Raw genomic sequence first — 14,354 nt, 5'->3', positions numbered from 1 at the left:
GAGTCACCGATGGCAGTGAAACCACCACGCGACCCCCAGGATGTCGGCTATACATTGCCGACGCTCCTGGCGATTGGCGTGCATCTCATCGTGATTGCGTTCACGCTGATTCGGCTACCCAGCACGCCTGCAGAGCCCGACTCCTCATCGATCGTGCAGGCCACTTTTGTCAGTACGGAAACCTTCACCGATCAGGCGCAGCAAATCACCGAGCAGCAGGCCGCGCTGAACAGTGCGGCCGAGCCTGCCGAGAGCGAACCCGCGCCTGAGTCGCCAAGCCAGGCAGAACAGGCGGCGGAAGCAGAGGCTGCGGCGGCGGCACAACGAGAAGCGGAAGCGGCGGCCCGTGCGGAGCAGCAGGCCCGTGAGCTGGCCGAAGCCCAGGCGGAGGCGGAGGCAGAGGCCCAACGACGCGAACAGGAAGCTCAGCGGGCAGCAGAAGAGCAGGCCGCTGAGCAGCGCGCCCGAGAAGAAGCAGAAGCTCAACGCCAAGCCGAGGCGGAAGCGCAGCGAGAAGCAGAAGCCCAGCGCCAGCGCCAGCGGGAGGCTGAAGCAGAAGCCCAACGCCAGCGGGAGGCCGAAGCAGAAGCCCAACGCCAGCGGGAGGCTGAAGCAGAGGCTCAACGTCAGCGGGAAGCCGAAGCAGAGGCCCAACGTCAGCGGGAAGCCGAAGCAGAGGCTCAACGCCAACGGGAAGCCGAGGCAGAAGCCCAGCGCCAGCGAGAAGCCGAAGCAGAGGCCCGGCGCCAACGGGAAGCCGAGGAGCGTCGTGCTGCCGAAGCGGCAGAAGCGGCCATGCAGCGCCAGTTGGCGGGTGAAGCCGAAGCGGCCGCCAATGCTCAGCAGGCCCAGCAGGCGGCAAACAGCTTTATTAATATCGTGCGGCGAGCCGTTGAGCAGGCCTGGGTCATTCCGCCGGGAGCAAGTAATTCGATGAGTGCTACCATACAGGTAAGGCTTGGACCATCGGGCGAACTGCTAGCCACATCGGTGGTCACTTCAAGTGGTGACAGTGCCTTTGACCGGTCGGCGATGCAGGCGGTCGAACATGCAGCACCGTTTGGCGAGTTACGCGACTTGCCAGCGGATCAGCAGCGCAATTTACGTCAATTTAATCTGCGATTTACCCCGGGGGATGTTCGCTGATGCAAACGTTGAGCAAAGTGTGGCTTTTTTGCGTACTGCTATTGATCAGCAGTGCGGCAAGCGCAAACCTGACCATTGAAATAACCCGTGGCAGTGACCGTGCGCTGCCCATTGGTGTGGTTCCGTTCGAGGGTGGCGAAGGCTTGCCCGAGGACGTGGCTCAGATCATTCAGGACAACCTTGAGCGCAGCGGCTTCTTTTCACCGCTGGACCGTGGTGCCATGTTCGAGCGCCCCAGCCAGGCCAGCGACGTTCAGTTCGGTACCTGGCGTTCACTGGATGTTCGCTATCTGGTGGTAGGCCGGGCGCGCCAATCGGGCAGCGGCTATGAGCTGCAGTTCGACCTGATGGATATCAGCGGTCAGCGGTCAATTCTTCGCGAAACCGTCACCGCCAACAGTAATGATCTGCGTGGGGCGGCGCACTATATCAGCGATGAGATCTTCGAAGCGATCACCGATATTCGTGGTGCATTCTCCACGCGTATTGCCTACGTAACGGCGCAGGGCGTGGGCGATAACATGCAGTTCGGCCTGTACGTGGCCGATGCCGATGGCCGCAGAAGCCAGCAAGTGTTGACCTCTGACCAGCCCATCATGTCGCCAGCATGGTCACCGGATGGACGTAAACTGGCGTATGTGTCTTTCGAGTCTGGCCAGGCCGCCATCTACATTCAGGACGTGGCCACTGGCCAGCGTGTGCAGGCGACGTCGTTCGACGGGATCAATGGCGCGCCAACCTGGTCGCCCGATGGCCGTCGCATTGCCATGTCGCTATCCAAGGATGGTCAACCGGAAATCTACATTCTGGATGTGGCCAACCGCTCCGTTGAGCGTGTCACTCAAAGCAACAGTATCGATACCGAGCCCGCATGGTCACCCGATGGCCGCAGCCTGATTTTCACTTCTGACCGCAGCGGTGGGCCGCAGATTTATCAATATTCGCTGGGTAGTGGCGAAACTAATCGCATTACGTTCACAGGTAACTATAATGCCCGTGCCCGCTTCTCTCCCGACGGTGAAGAGATCTTCTTCATCCATCGTTCGAGCCGGGGATATCAGGTTGCCAAGCAGGATCTTGGGGGTGGTCGCTTAGTGGTGTTGAGCGAATCAACAAGAGATGAATCTCCTAGTGTTGCACCGAACGGTACCATGGTAATCTTCGCTACCCAGCAGGGTGGTGCGGGTGTGCTCAGTGCCGTGTCAGCCGATGGCCGTTCATCGTTCCGTCTGCCAGCAGCACAAGGCGAAGTACGTGACCCTGCATGGTCACCTTTCTTAAATTAATGAATGAACAGCACTAATCTCTGTTTTCAGGCAAGGAGTCTGATTATGCAACTTAAGCCGTTGGCTCGCTCATTGGCAGTAGCGTTATCTATCGTGGTTATCGCTGGCTGTTCCAGCACCGGCGGATCCCAGGACGGAGACGCTTACGGCAGCCAGACTGGCAGCAGCGTGGGCACGGGCACCTCGGGTGCAGGTGCGGGTGGTCAGTATGGCTCTACTACTGGCTCGGGCGCGGGTGCTGGCCAGCAAGCTGACTCGCGTATTCCTGAAGTGCGTACCATCTATTTCGACTTCGACCGCGATACCATCAAGAGCGAGTACGAGTCGGTCGTCATGGCCCACGCTCGCTACCTGCGTGCCAACCCGAACGCGCGCGTCGTTCTGCATGGTCATACCGACGAGCGAGGTACACGTGAATACAACATGGCCCTCGGCGAGCGTCGTGCCGGAGCCGTGCAGCGCTTCTTGAACATTCAGGGCGTTTCTCCTTCACAGATGAGCGTTGTCAGCTACGGTGAAGAGCGTCCGGCGGTAAGCGGTCAGAGCGAAAGCGCTTACTCTCAGAACCGTCGCGTAGTCTTCAACTACTGATAGCGTTGGCGTGCCTGTTATCAGGCACGCCAATGGCCCTTCGGAGCTATCAATGAATCACAGTCTCAAACGCTATTTTGAGAGGCTGTGCGGTGCGGGAGCCCTGGTGCTCCCGCTGTCCGTATTGCCCTTATCCCTGCTCTCTGCTTCAGCCGTTGCCCAACAGCCGCTGGTGCAAGACCTCTCTTCCGGTTCCTCGGGTTTCTACCAGCAGACGCAGCGTCAGGAAGCGTCGGGTGGCAATCTGGTGCTGTTCAATCAGGTGCAAGAGCACCAGCAGGAAATCCAGCAGTTGCGAGGCCAGATCGAAGAGCTGCGCCACCAGTTGGAACAGCTGCGTAGGCAGTCTCAGCAGCAGTATCTGGATATCGAAGACCGCCTGATGAGTAGCGGCCCCAGCCAGATCGAGCAGTCTACGCCTCAGGTCGAGCCCGAGGCCGCCGAGCAGGTCGCCCAGGCCCCATCGACCCGCAATGTCAGTGACGACGCTCAGGCCGATTACCAGGCCGCCTTTGCTCACGTGCAGGCGCGCCAGTTCGGCGATGCCATTGCGGCTTTCGAAGCGTTCGTGGCCGACCACCCGGACAGCAGTCTGACCGCCAATGGCCACTACTGGTTGGGCGAGTTGTACGCGGCGGAAGGTGAGTTGGACGCGGCAGATCAAGCCTTTACACGTGTCATCGAGCAATACAGTGGCAGCTCCAAAGTGCCTGATGCGCTTTACAAGCTGGGACTGGTCAAGGCGCGTAAAGGGGAAGCGGCACGCAGTCGTGAGCTGTTGGAGCAAGTGCGTGACGACTACCCGCAAAGCAGTGCTGCTGGCCTTGCCAATGATTTTCTCCGTCAATCAGCCGGTTAATCGGCTTTCTTGGATCAAGGAATCCTCATGAACTGCAAAAATCGACTATCAACCAGCGCCTGGCTTGCTTGAAAACCGCGTCGTGTTGGTAACCGGTGCGGGCGATGGCATAGGGCGCGTTGCAGCGCTTGAGTATGCCAAACATGGGGCAACCGTGATTTTGCTTGGTCGTACCATTGCCAAGCTGGAACGCGTTTACGATGAAATCGAAGCGCAAGGTGGCCCGCAGCCGGCCATTTTTCCGCTGAACTTCGAAGGCGCTACGTTAAAAGACTTCCACGACATGGCCGAGACGTTGAACAACGAGTTCGGTCGGCTGGATGGTTTGTTGCACAATGCAGGGCTGTTGGGCCGTATCACCCCCTTCGACCAGTACAATCCCGAGTTGTGGGAACAGGTCATGCAGGTGAACATCAACGGCCCCATCTGGATGACGCAGGCGCTATTGCCGCTGCTGCAGGCGTCTGATGACGCGTCGGTGATCTTTACCTCCTCTAGCGTCGGTCGTAAAGGTCGTGCTTATTGGGGCGCCTACTCGGTCTCCAAGTTTGCCACCGAAGGGTTTATGGAAGTGCTGGCAGACGAGCTCGAGAATCAGCCGCATGTGCGGGTGAACACGCTCAATCCTGGTGCCACGCGAACCCAGATGCGGCGTTCGGCCTATCCTGGCGAAGACCCGCTGACGCTGCGCACGCCGGAAGAGATCATGCCAACTTACCTATGGCTCATGGGCCCAGACAGCAAAGGGGTCAGCGGCCAGAAGTGGGATGCCCAGCCGCCGCGCAGCTGAGTCGTCGGCAGGAGATAGGAAACACGCCAACGGCCCCATGGGCCGTTGGGTAGATTACGGGGAGCGGTGGTCGTTTAGTGCGGCCACCAGCTCCTCGCACGTCGCAAACCAGACATCGGCAGGCCACTGCTGGTAGTCGTCCTCTTCGCTGATGTAGCCATAGCCCACCGCAACGGCCAGCATGCCAGCAGCACGTGCGGCCTGCATGTCCCTGACGTGATCGCCAATGTACCAGCACCGCTCAGGTGCGACTCCCAGCTGTCTGGCTGCCTCCCACAAGGGTTCCGGCGCAGGCTTCTTGACGCTCAAGTCATCGGCACACAGCAGTGTGCCGGGGGTAAGTGCCAAGGCATCCAACAGCGGAACGGTATAACGCCGTGGCTTGTTGGTAACGATCCCCCAAGGGCGAGCGCTTTCCTGCCAGGCATGCAGCCACACGTCCAGTGGAGAAAACAGGCGGCTGTGTACGGCGACTTTCTGCTCGTAGGCATCGAGTAGAAAGTCACGTGCCTGCTCATGCTCGTCACTGCCGCTGTCAAGACCCAGAGCCAGCGTGACCAGAGCACTGCCACCATTGGAGACCTGCCCGCGAATCTGTTCGAAGGGCAGGGCCGCGAGGCCATGATGGGCTCTCAAGGCATTGGTGGCGGCGGCCAGATCCGGCGCTGTGTCCACCAGCGTGCCATCCAGGTCGAAGATCACGGCGTGGGGGGCAGAAGGGCGCATCTATTCGCTCACCTTGCGACAGTGCATCATGTAGTTGACCGATACGTCATGGGCCACCAGGCGGTAATGTCGTGTCAGCGGGTTATAGGTCAAACCGCTCTGCTCACGCACTTCCAGCGAGGCGCTACGCGCCCAGTGGGCCATTTCGGAGGGGCGAATGAATTTTGCATAGTCGTGGGTGCCACGGGGAAGTAGCTTGAGCAGGTATTCGGCACCGACGATAGCGAAGGCGTAGGACTTGGGCGTACGGTTCAGCGTAGAAAAGAAAACGTGGCCGCCTGGCCGTACCAGTTGACTGCAGGCACGGATGATAGAAGCCGGGTCTGGCACGTGCTCCAGCATCTCCATGCAGGTGACCACATCGAACGTGCCAGGCTGCTGGGCAGCCAGTGCTTCGACACTGATGTGCTGGTAGTCGATAGCCACACCACTCTCTTCAGCGTGCAGTCTGGCCACTCCCAGCGGTGCTTCGCCCATGTCGATACCGGTCACGCGTGCGCCACGGTGCGCCATGGCTTCGCTCAAGATGCCGCCCCCACAACCTACATCCAGCACTTGTTTGCCTGCCAGGCCAGCGCGAGCATCAATGAAGTCCAGCCGTAAAGGGTTGATGTCGTGCAGTGGCTTGAACTCACTGTGAGGGTCCCACCAGCGGCTGGCAAGTGCTTCAAATTTGGCAACTTCTGCCGCATCAACGTTGCCCTGTAGGCGGTCAGTGGTGCTATCCTGAAGAGTCGATGACATGGTATGGCTCCCTGAGCAAGTCGGCAATAAAGCGGAGAGGGCAATGCCTTGCCCATCACCCTTCTATCGTTGAGTATGGGAGTATTCTAACCACTCCCGGAGCGGAACGCATGAAAAGGAGCGAGGCATGATGCCCAACCCCCTATTTTATCGACGGTTGTTTGCCATGGAGAGCCTTTGAATGCGGGTATTACTGCACGGTAGCGAGCTGAGTGCCGCCACGGCGGCTGCCGCACTCGCCTGGGTAGGACACCAGGTGGACTGGCTGTTGCATGAAAACATGCCATGGTCATCGTTGGCCCAGGTCGACTGGCTGCGCCGCGAGCCTTCGCTCATGGTGCAGTTGGAACAGGCCCTGGCGTCGGGCCAACTACGTGTCATCGAAACACTTGACGCCTCTCACACCCCCGATGTGGTCTGGTTGGCACTGTCTCCCAGCCAGCGTGATTCTGCGCGCCAACTGCTCAGTAGCCCGCTGTTTGCCGGTTATCATGGGGGAGTGCTGATCAATAACTCGACCTTCCCTGTGGGTGAAACGGAGCGTCTGCATGCGCTAATGGGCCGTCAACATAGCCGTGTGGCGCTGCCTGATACCCTGGAGGAGGGGCGGGCGTGGGCCGCTTTTACACGGCCGATGCGTTGGTTGCTGGGCTGTGACGATGCCCACGGTGAGCAGGTCACCCGTGAGCTATTGCGCGCCTTCAACCGCCGTAGTGAAGTGTTCCAGCGCATGCCCTGTCGAGCGGCTGAACTGACCAAACTGGCGATCAATGGTATGTTGGCGACACGTATCAGCTACATGAACGAAATTGCTGGCCTGGCGGATACGCTAGGCGTGGATGTGGAGCATGTGCGACAGGGGATGGGGGCGGATAGCCGGATCGGTTTCGAGTATCTTTATCCTGGCTGTGGCTTTGGTGGGCCCAATTTTTCCCGTGACCTGATGGGGCTGGCCGATGTTCAATCGGCGCATGGCCGTTACTCCGCTTTGCTGGAGCAGGTCATGGATATCAACGAGCAGAAAAAAGAGACCCTGTTCAGAAAGCTATGGACGTTTTTCGACGGCAACCTGGCGGGTAAAACGATTGCCGTGTGGGGGGCCGCCTTCAAGCCGGGAACGGCACGCATCGACCACGCCCCGGTACTCACGCTGTTAGAGGCCCTGTGGGCGCAGGGCGTGACGGTCAAGCTGCATGACCCTGCCGCGTTGCCAGCTTTGCATGAAGTAGTGGGCCAGCGGGATGATCTGATCCCTGTTCAGGGAGACCCTTACCTTGCGTGCCAAGGGGCAGATGCCTTGATGCTGGTGACTGAATGGAAGACTTACTGGAACCCGGATTGGCATCGCCTGGCGACGCTACTGGGAGAAAAGCTGGTACTGGATGGCCGCAATATCTACGACCCTGCTTTTGTCGCCAGCTGTGGCCTACACTACCGGGGAATTGGACGACGCGCCGACCCGATATTGCCCTAAGGAAAAACCATGTCTGACGCCATCTCATCACCTCGTATCGTGCCGGATGTCGACCAGAGCTTTACTGCTCAGCACTTGCGGCATCGCAAGGGGCCCAGGCTCTGGCCATTATGGTTTTTCTTGATGTTGCTCTTCCTGGCCCTGGCCGGGGCGTCGGTGTTGCTGTGGTACGAGCGCGAAGAGCTACTCCGCCAGGTTAGTCGTGTCAGTGGCGAAGTCTCTAATCTGCATGCACGATTGGACTCGGGTGACACTGATGCTCAGGATGAGATAACCTTTGTACAAGCTCAGATGGCCACGCTTTTCCAGGAGCAAGAGCAGCTTGCCATCGCGCTCACCACCACACGTGAAGAGCTGTATGGGCTACTTACGGACCATGAGGCCAGCGCTTCCAGCGATGCGCTGGATTCTGTGTCGCAGCAGTTCGAACGCCTGCAGGAGCAAGCTGCCATGCGAGACAGTCAGCTTGCTGCGATTCGTGCGTCGCTGAATGCGCTGGAACAGGTAGGAACTTCCGGTAGACAAAATTTGCTGGAAGAGGTCTCTTACCTGGAACAGACCTTTGGCCAACGACTCGAGGAACTGGAACGGCAATTGGCCAGTGAGCAAGCCGCACTGGCAGAGCAGCAGCAGTGGCGTGTTACCATGGAGCAGCAGTTGGGCCAGCTGTCTGAAGCGCTGGAGGATGATACCTCTGCCACGTTTGCCAGCCAGTCCGAGCTGGCGTCACTGGAGGCCGAGTGGTCGCAGCGGTTGGCCACCCTCGAAAGCGATGTGCGGCAAGTGCGTCAAGCCCAGCTGGCCTTCAGCGCACAAATGGAGATGCTGCGTAACTAGCATGCCGCAAGCCGATAATTTGGGGTTAGGGATAAAAGCGTATGGGAAGACAACGGCGATGGTCCGGCATGGCGCGCGTGGTTTGCGCACTACCGCTATGGGCGGCTTCGGTATCGGTATGGGGGCTCGAGGCCAATATTAGCGGCGTCAACCAGCAGGTGCGCAACAATATCAGTGCTTACCTCGAAAATATCGACGCAGAGCAGTACACCGATGTACGCCTGGAGGGGGAAATTCGTCAGCGCACCCAGGAAGCCATGCGGGTGTATGGCTATTACCAGCCCGAGGTGCGTGTCTCTCTCGAAGAGACGCCGGTCGCCGTGCGTATCGAGCCGGGGCCACGCGTTACCATTGAAGTCCTGGAGATCAACGTCACTGGCGATGCGGCAGACGATCCGCCTTTTCAGGAAGCCCTGGACGATTTTCCCCTCAACGTCGGCGACCCTTTGCGCCACGCACCCTGGGATCGGCTGCGCAATCAGTTTTCCGGGCTGGCCATCGAGCGCGGCTATTTCGACTGGGGGTTTTCGGACCGGCGTATGGAAGTGCGCCCCTACCTGGAAAGCGCGAGGCTCTACATGGGCTTCGATAGTGGGCCTCGCTACCAGTTCGGTAACACGCTCATCACCGGAAGTCATATCGAGCCTGACCGTCTTCGGCAGATGCAGACGTTCGAAGCAGGCGACCCCTACCTTGCCGAGTCCCTGGCACTCTACAATCAGCGGCTGGCTGAAACCGGTTGGTTCAGCTCGGTCTCCGTGCGTCCCCGCCTGGAAACCGCCCGTGAATTGATCATAGCGCCCCCCAGCGGGGGAGATCCCTGGTGGAGCGAAGTCGCTGCCACTCAGCCAGAGCGGCCACGGATTAGCAGTGCGGCGCTGACCAGTGCATTGAGCCTTCATCGTCGCGACGACACGCGTCTTCCCATTGATGTCAATGTTGAACCCGCCGACCGCCATCAGTACGAGGTGGGGATAGGCTTTGCCACCGATGTGGGCCCCAGGCTGCGCTTTGGCTGGCGTCAGCCGTGGATCAATCAGCTGGGGCATAGCCTGGATCATAATCTTTACCTGTCGGCGCCCGAGCAGCGCTTCACCGGGGTGTATAACATCCCCCTTGAAGACCCGATCCGGGACAACTATCGCCTTCAGTACGGCGTGCGCAATATCGATGACAGCGATACCCGCTCACTGCAAGGCACGGTCGAGATAGCGCGGCGCTGGGAGTTCGAGAACCGCTGGGTGCAAACGCTGTACTTCAGAACTACCTATGAGGACTTTACCCAAGGGGGCCAGGCCGACCAGGTGTGGATCTTCTATCCCGGTATCCAGTGGTCGCGTACGCGCACTCGCCCACAGCGATTCCCCGTCTGGGGAGATCGTCAGCAGCTGTCGTTGGAATACTCCGATAGTACCTGGGGCTCGGATGCCGACTTTGCCCGACTCACCGGCGACACCGAATGGATACGCATGCTGGGCAGCGACAACCGCTTCGTGGCGCGCCTGAGCGTTGGCGCCATCGAAACCGACGATTTCGATAAACTACCGCCATCACTGCGCTTTTTTGCCGGCGGGGATCGCAGTGTACGCGGGTACTCCTACGAAAGCCTCTCTCCGCGTAACGAGCAGGGTCGTTTGCGCGGTGGCCAGCAAATGCTGACCTCCACGCTGGAGTATCAGCGCCGCGTGACGGGCGACTGGTGGGGCGCTGCCTTCGTCGACAGCGGTGATGCATTCGATAACTGGGGCCCCGAAGATCTGAAGACCGGGGCGGGGGTAGGTGTGCGTTGGGTATCGCCGGTGGGCCCAATACGCTTCGACGTGGCGCACCCGTTCGACAACGACGATGACTACCGCGTGCACTTTTCGATCGGACCAGAATTCTAGGAGAGCTCTTTGGCCAAGGTTGATGTAACGACACCCCCAAACCGCGAGATGCTCTCTAGTCGGCGTCGCCTATGGCTGACGCTGTGGAGTCTGCTGCGTTTGATGATTCTGTTGCCCCTTTGGGTGCTGGGCCTGGCCGCCCTGTTGCTGGGCGTGGCGCTGTCCCCCTGGGGCACGGCACAGCTGTTCTCACAAGGTGAACAGCGCGGCTGGTTCAGCTATGAACAGCAGGAAGGGGCGCTGCTGGAGAGCTTTCGGCTTCAGGGCTTTCACTTGGCCATGGGCGGCACGCAGGTGACCCTGGATGAGGTGGAGCTTGCCTGGGCCGACGATTGTCTGCTGTCAGGTAGGCTGTGCCTGGAAAGATTGCACCTCTCGGGCGCCGATATCCGCTTGGCTGCCAGCGATGCACCTGAAGAGCCCGACAGCGAATCCACGCCCCTTTCGCGCATTCACCTGCCATTCCCTATCGAGCTGCGTGATATCGATATCAGCGACGTTCAGCTGCACCTGGCCGATGGCACCCATGTGGCCTGGGAGCGCTTTTCTACCTCCCTCTCTGGCGCACAGCAGCAGCTCATCATCGAGCCGACGCGCCTTGAACGCCTTGCCGTTCATCTGCCGCTTTCACCGGGTGGGCAGCTCACAGAGGATATCGACACGCCGCTCACCGCCGTCGGTATCGATAGTGCCATCCAAGTGAATCAGTCCCACGATGAGGAGCCAATAGCGGGTTCCCCGGCACCGCGTGAACGACTGTCGCTGCCAGCCATCGAGCTACCCATCGATGTGGCGATCACGTCGCTGTTGGTCACCGATGTCAGCGTGGCCGGTGCGTTCACCTATGACGTGGAGCGAGTACTGCTGGCCGGACATGCTGAGCGTGACAACGTGGTGCTTTCTACGCTTGAGGTGGATACCCGGGATGCCACGGCGCGGTTGATGGCGGATGTGACGCTGGCAGACGATTACCCGTTGGAAGCCGAGCTGCACAGCGTGCTTCTGCTGCCGGAACTTTTCCCGGCCTTGAGCGGAGAAACGCTGACGCTTCGGCTTTCTGGCTCGCTGGCGGATCTGTCGGCGGAGCTGGATGTGTCGGGGCAGATCAACGCGACCCTGGCTGCCGACGTCGATGTCCTGGCGCCTGATGTGCCCTTTACCGCGAGGCTGCAGAGCGAACGCGTCGAGTGGCCGCTGGAAAGCATGGAGCGTGATCCCGACGCCACCTACGTGGCACAAGATGTGGATTTGACCGTCAACGGTAGCCTGGACGCCTACGCCGTGCGGCTGCTGGTCGACGCGCAGGCGCCTCAGGTGCCGGATACGTCGATAGACCTGACCGGCGATGGTGACATGACCTCCTTCCGCTGGGCGCCCCTCAACCTGCGTATCGAAGAGAGCCGCTTGACCAGCGAAGGACAAGTGAACTGGGCCGAGGCGCTGCGCATCGATGCCAGTGTGCAATTGAGCAGTGTCGACCCCTCGCTATTCGTCGACCAGTTGGAAGGCAACCTGAATGGGCGCCTGACTGCCAACGTTCAGCAGCAGGGAGAGCGCTGGGACATTGCGCTCCCTGAGCTGGCCATCGACGGTGAGTTGCAAGAGTATCCGCTGACGCTGGAGGCCGCGCTGGAGGCCAACAGCGACCTGGAAGTCGCTATCGAACGACTGCTGTTCACGCAGGGGAACAACCGCCTGACGGCTTCCGGCCAGGTGAGTGAACAAGCCATGTCGCTGCAGGCGGATATCGCGCTCACCGAACTGCAAACGCTGCACCCGGAGCTGGCCGGTCGCCTCAGCGGCGACCTCCGCGCTACCGGGAGCTTCAGTGCCCCCGAGTTGGTCGCACGCTTGACCGGCAATCAACTGAGGTTTGCCGAAAACCGTATTGAAACCCTTGGCCTGGCGGCCAATGTTCAGGGGGTCGATGATCCGGTGCTGCGTATCGAACTCGATGCCCAAAGTGTCAATGCCGGTGGGCAGGCGCTATCCAGCCTGGCCGTCAATCTGAGCGGGCGCTTGTCTCAACACACTCTGAGCGTCAATGTCGACGGTGCGCCAGGCAATGTGCTCAGCGCTGCCTCGTTGGCTTTGGATGGCCGCTTCAATCAGGATACGGAGCAGTATCAAGCCCGGCTGATGCCGCTGGAGCTGGACAGCGAGGCGGGCAGTATTCGCCTCGAAGCGCCGCTGGATATCGGCTACAACCTGGCCAATGGCCAGGCGAGACTGTCGCCATTCTGCTTGCGGCGACTGGAAGGCGGCCTGGTCTGTTCGGATGAGCCCATGACGGCATCGGCAGAGCAGGGGCAAGCCAGCCTGCGAGTCAGCGAAGTCCCCATGGAGGTGCTCGAACCGTTCTTGCCCGAAGAGTGGCGTTTCGAGGGTGCCACGACCGCTGAGCTGGCGGCCAACTGGCGTCAGGGAGGCGCGCGCTGGCAAGCCAATGTGCAAGTACTCAGTGAGCTGGCGATCACCGCCATCAACGATTACGGCCAGCCGGTGGCCCTGCCGGTGTTGAACCTGGATACCCAAATCGAGGCCAATCAATCACAGGCCGATGCCAACCTGCTGCTCTCGCTGTCCGAAGCCGGAGAAATAACCCTCGATCTCTCCGTCAACGACCCCTTGGGTCAAGGAGCCTTGGCAGGCGAACTGCGTGCCAACAATGTCTCCCTGGAACCCTATCGTCCGATGATGCTGGGTATGGACCGCCTCGAGGGGGCGTTGAACGGCAGCGTCCAAATTGGCGGTAGCACACAGCAGCCCGACCTGCAGGGGCAGCTCGCCTTGCGTGGCCTGCGAGTACATGGCCCGGACATCCCGGTGGATGTTCAGGACGGTGAATTCGGCATCATCTTCGATGGTGAGCGGGGGGATATCGACGGCTTCGTCGCTGCCGAAAGAGGCCGATTGAACATCAGCGGCGAAGCTTATTGGCCAGCCAGCGATGCCTGGCGGATCGGGATAGATCTCAATGCCACTCAGGAGCCCCTGCTGGTGGTACTGCCCCAGTTCGGCCGCATGGAAGCCGCACCAGACATTCGTGTACGCATTACTCCAGAGCGTTTGCAGGTCAGGGGCAATGTCGACTTGCCCTGGGCGCGGCTGGAAATAGGCGATCTGCCCTCGTCGGCCACCTCGCCCAGCCCCGATGAGATCATCATTACCGAGCGTGATGATCGAGAAGCCGAACAGGCGCGCCAGCGCGCCATCGCAGCGGGCGAAGACCCCAGCGCTGCCGAGGAACTGACGGCCACGGGAATGGCCATCGATGTCCTGATTACCTTGACCCTGGGTCGCGACATGCAGATTTCCGCCTACGGCCTCGAGTCTGGTTTAGGGGGTAGCCTGGAAATACGCCAGGAGAGCGGGGTGCTGCAGCTGTTTGGTGACGTAAACCTGGTGGATGGCCGCTTCCAGGCCTTTGGGCAGGACTTGCTGATTCGGCGTGGCCAACTGCTGTTCAGTGGTCCGCCCGGCTTGCCAGTGCTGGATTTCGAAGCGATTCGTAATCCGGACATTACCGAAGACGAAGTCATTGCCGGGCTGCGGGTCTCGGGCAACGCCGAAGAGCCGAACGTCATGATCTTTTCCGAACCCTCCATGGACGAGACCCGCGCGCTTTCGTATCTGTTACGTGGTCGTGCCCCTGACGCTTCGGGTGGCGGCATCGATAGTGCCCTGACCACGGCACTGATCGGCATGTCATTGGGTCGTACCGGAGGGGCCGTCGGCTCGCTGGGACAAGCCTTCGGGATCGATGACCTGACGCTGGATACCACCGGTGCGGGCGATGAAAGTCAGGTGGCGGTGAGTGGCCAGCTGACCGATGACTTGCGCATCAGCTACGGGGTGGGCATTTTCTCGCCCATCGCTGAGCTGACGCTGCGCTACACCCTGTGGCGGAACTTGTACCTCCAGGCGGTGTCTGGTGCGAATCAAGCGGTTGACCTGATTTACACCTTTACCCGCTCGGGAGATCCTTACGTCTATCCGCAGCAATAGGAGAACA

Annotated in this window: 11 protein-coding genes; 9 read left to right on the top strand and 2 right to left on the bottom strand. The window is 60.2% G+C overall.

What is annotated here, in order from left to right:
• The first annotated feature begins 9 nt into the window (after positions 1 to 9).
• Genes tolA through B7L72_RS05955 form a run of 5 tightly spaced genes read left to right on the top strand, consistent with a single transcriptional unit; the run spans position 10 to position 4,672 of the window.
• The gene (gene tolA / locus B7L72_RS05975) at positions 10 to 1,146 is read left to right on the top strand and encodes a cell envelope integrity protein TolA (RefSeq protein ID WP_081193208.1); all 1,137 of its coding nucleotides are present in this window, start codon (positions 10 to 12) and stop codon (positions 1,144 to 1,146) included.
• Positions 1,146 to 2,432: a Tol-Pal system beta propeller repeat protein TolB gene (tolB, locus tag B7L72_RS05970; RefSeq protein WP_081193205.1), complete on the top strand. Its 1,287-nt coding sequence runs from the start codon at positions 1,146 to 1,148 to the stop codon at positions 2,430 to 2,432. Before tolA ends, tolB begins: the two co-directional genes overlap by 1 nt.
• Before the next feature lie 45 nt (positions 2,433 to 2,477).
• Complete coding sequence (gene pal, locus B7L72_RS05965; protein WP_016913821.1) at positions 2,478 to 3,023, top strand: peptidoglycan-associated lipoprotein Pal; 546 nt, start codon at positions 2,478 to 2,480, stop codon at positions 3,021 to 3,023.
• Between the two features lie 52 nt (positions 3,024 to 3,075).
• A complete protein-coding gene (gene ybgF / locus B7L72_RS05960; RefSeq protein ID WP_081193203.1) occupies positions 3,076 to 3,882 on the top strand; it encodes a tol-pal system protein YbgF in 807 nt (268 codons plus the stop codon).
• A gap of 40 nt (positions 3,883 to 3,922) precedes the next feature.
• Positions 3,923 to 4,672 carry a YciK family oxidoreductase gene (locus tag B7L72_RS05955; protein ID WP_081193201.1) on the top strand — a complete coding sequence of 250 codons (750 nt, stop codon included), beginning with the start codon at positions 3,923 to 3,925 and terminating at the stop codon, positions 4,670 to 4,672.
• 54 nt (positions 4,673 to 4,726) lie between these two features.
• Here B7L72_RS05955 and B7L72_RS05950 read toward each other — a convergent pair whose 3' ends face one another.
• Together B7L72_RS05950 and ubiG are read right to left on the bottom strand one after the other, a co-directional pair.
• The gene (locus tag B7L72_RS05950) at positions 4,727 to 5,398 is read right to left on the bottom strand and encodes an HAD family hydrolase (RefSeq protein ID WP_081193199.1); all 672 of its coding nucleotides are present in this window, start codon (positions 5,396 to 5,398) and stop codon (positions 4,727 to 4,729) included.
• Positions 5,399 to 6,142 carry a bifunctional 2-polyprenyl-6-hydroxyphenol methylase/3-demethylubiquinol 3-O-methyltransferase UbiG gene (ubiG, locus tag B7L72_RS05945; protein WP_016913825.1) on the bottom strand — a complete coding sequence of 248 codons (744 nt, stop codon included), beginning with the start codon at positions 6,140 to 6,142 and terminating at the stop codon, positions 5,399 to 5,401.
• A 181-nt stretch (positions 6,143 to 6,323) separates the two neighbouring features.
• On the opposite strand from ubiG, the gene B7L72_RS05940 reads away from it, so the two are divergent.
• The 4 genes from B7L72_RS05940 to tamB are packed head-to-tail and all read left to right on the top strand — an operon-like array spanning position 6,324 to position 14,347.
• A complete protein-coding gene (locus tag B7L72_RS05940; protein WP_016913826.1) occupies positions 6,324 to 7,616 on the top strand; it encodes a nucleotide sugar dehydrogenase in 1,293 nt (430 codons plus the stop codon).
• 9 nt (positions 7,617 to 7,625) lie between these two features.
• On the top strand, positions 7,626 to 8,453 hold the full coding sequence (locus tag B7L72_RS05935; RefSeq protein WP_016913827.1) for a hypothetical protein: 828 nt from the start codon (positions 7,626 to 7,628) through the stop codon (positions 8,451 to 8,453).
• 41 nt (positions 8,454 to 8,494) lie between these two features.
• A complete protein-coding gene (gene tamA / locus B7L72_RS05930; protein ID WP_026001682.1) occupies positions 8,495 to 10,339 on the top strand; it encodes an autotransporter assembly complex protein TamA in 1,845 nt (614 codons plus the stop codon).
• 9 nt (positions 10,340 to 10,348) lie between these two features.
• Positions 10,349 to 14,347 carry an autotransporter assembly complex protein TamB gene (gene tamB, locus B7L72_RS05925; protein ID WP_446718552.1) on the top strand — a complete coding sequence of 1,333 codons (3,999 nt, stop codon included), beginning with the start codon at positions 10,349 to 10,351 and terminating at the stop codon, positions 14,345 to 14,347.
• Positions 14,348 to 14,354: the final 7 nt, after the last annotated feature.

This window comes from Halomonas sp. BC1 (assembly GCF_002078135.1).
GTDB lineage: Bacteria > Pseudomonadota > Gammaproteobacteria > Pseudomonadales > Halomonadaceae > Vreelandella > Vreelandella stevensii.
This window is presented reverse-complemented; position numbering and strand designations above follow the sequence as displayed.

What these genes read in the sequence shown, in the direction of transcription:
- tolA (WP_081193208.1), top strand. Translation starts at nt 10, where the DNA reads ATGGCAGTGAAACCACCACGCGACCCCCAGGATGTCGGCTATACATTG.
- pal (WP_016913821.1), top strand. Translation starts at nt 2,478, where the DNA reads ATGCAACTTAAGCCGTTGGCTCGCTCATTGGCAGTAGCGTTATCTATC.
- ubiG (WP_016913825.1), bottom strand. Translation starts at nt 6,142, where the DNA reads ATGTCATCGACTCTTCAGGATAGCACCACTGACCGCCTACAGGGCAAC.
- B7L72_RS05940 (WP_016913826.1), top strand. Translation starts at nt 6,324, where the DNA reads ATGCGGGTATTACTGCACGGTAGCGAGCTGAGTGCCGCCACGGCGGCT.
- ybgF (WP_081193203.1), top strand. Translation starts at nt 3,076, where the DNA reads ATGAATCACAGTCTCAAACGCTATTTTGAGAGGCTGTGCGGTGCGGGA.
- tolB (WP_081193205.1), top strand. Translation starts at nt 1,146, where the DNA reads ATGCAAACGTTGAGCAAAGTGTGGCTTTTTTGCGTACTGCTATTGATC.
- B7L72_RS05935 (WP_016913827.1), top strand. Translation starts at nt 7,626, where the DNA reads ATGTCTGACGCCATCTCATCACCTCGTATCGTGCCGGATGTCGACCAG.
- B7L72_RS05950 (WP_081193199.1), bottom strand. Translation starts at nt 5,398, where the DNA reads ATGCGCCCTTCTGCCCCCCACGCCGTGATCTTCGACCTGGATGGCACG.
- tamA (WP_026001682.1), top strand. Translation starts at nt 8,495, where the DNA reads ATGGGAAGACAACGGCGATGGTCCGGCATGGCGCGCGTGGTTTGCGCA.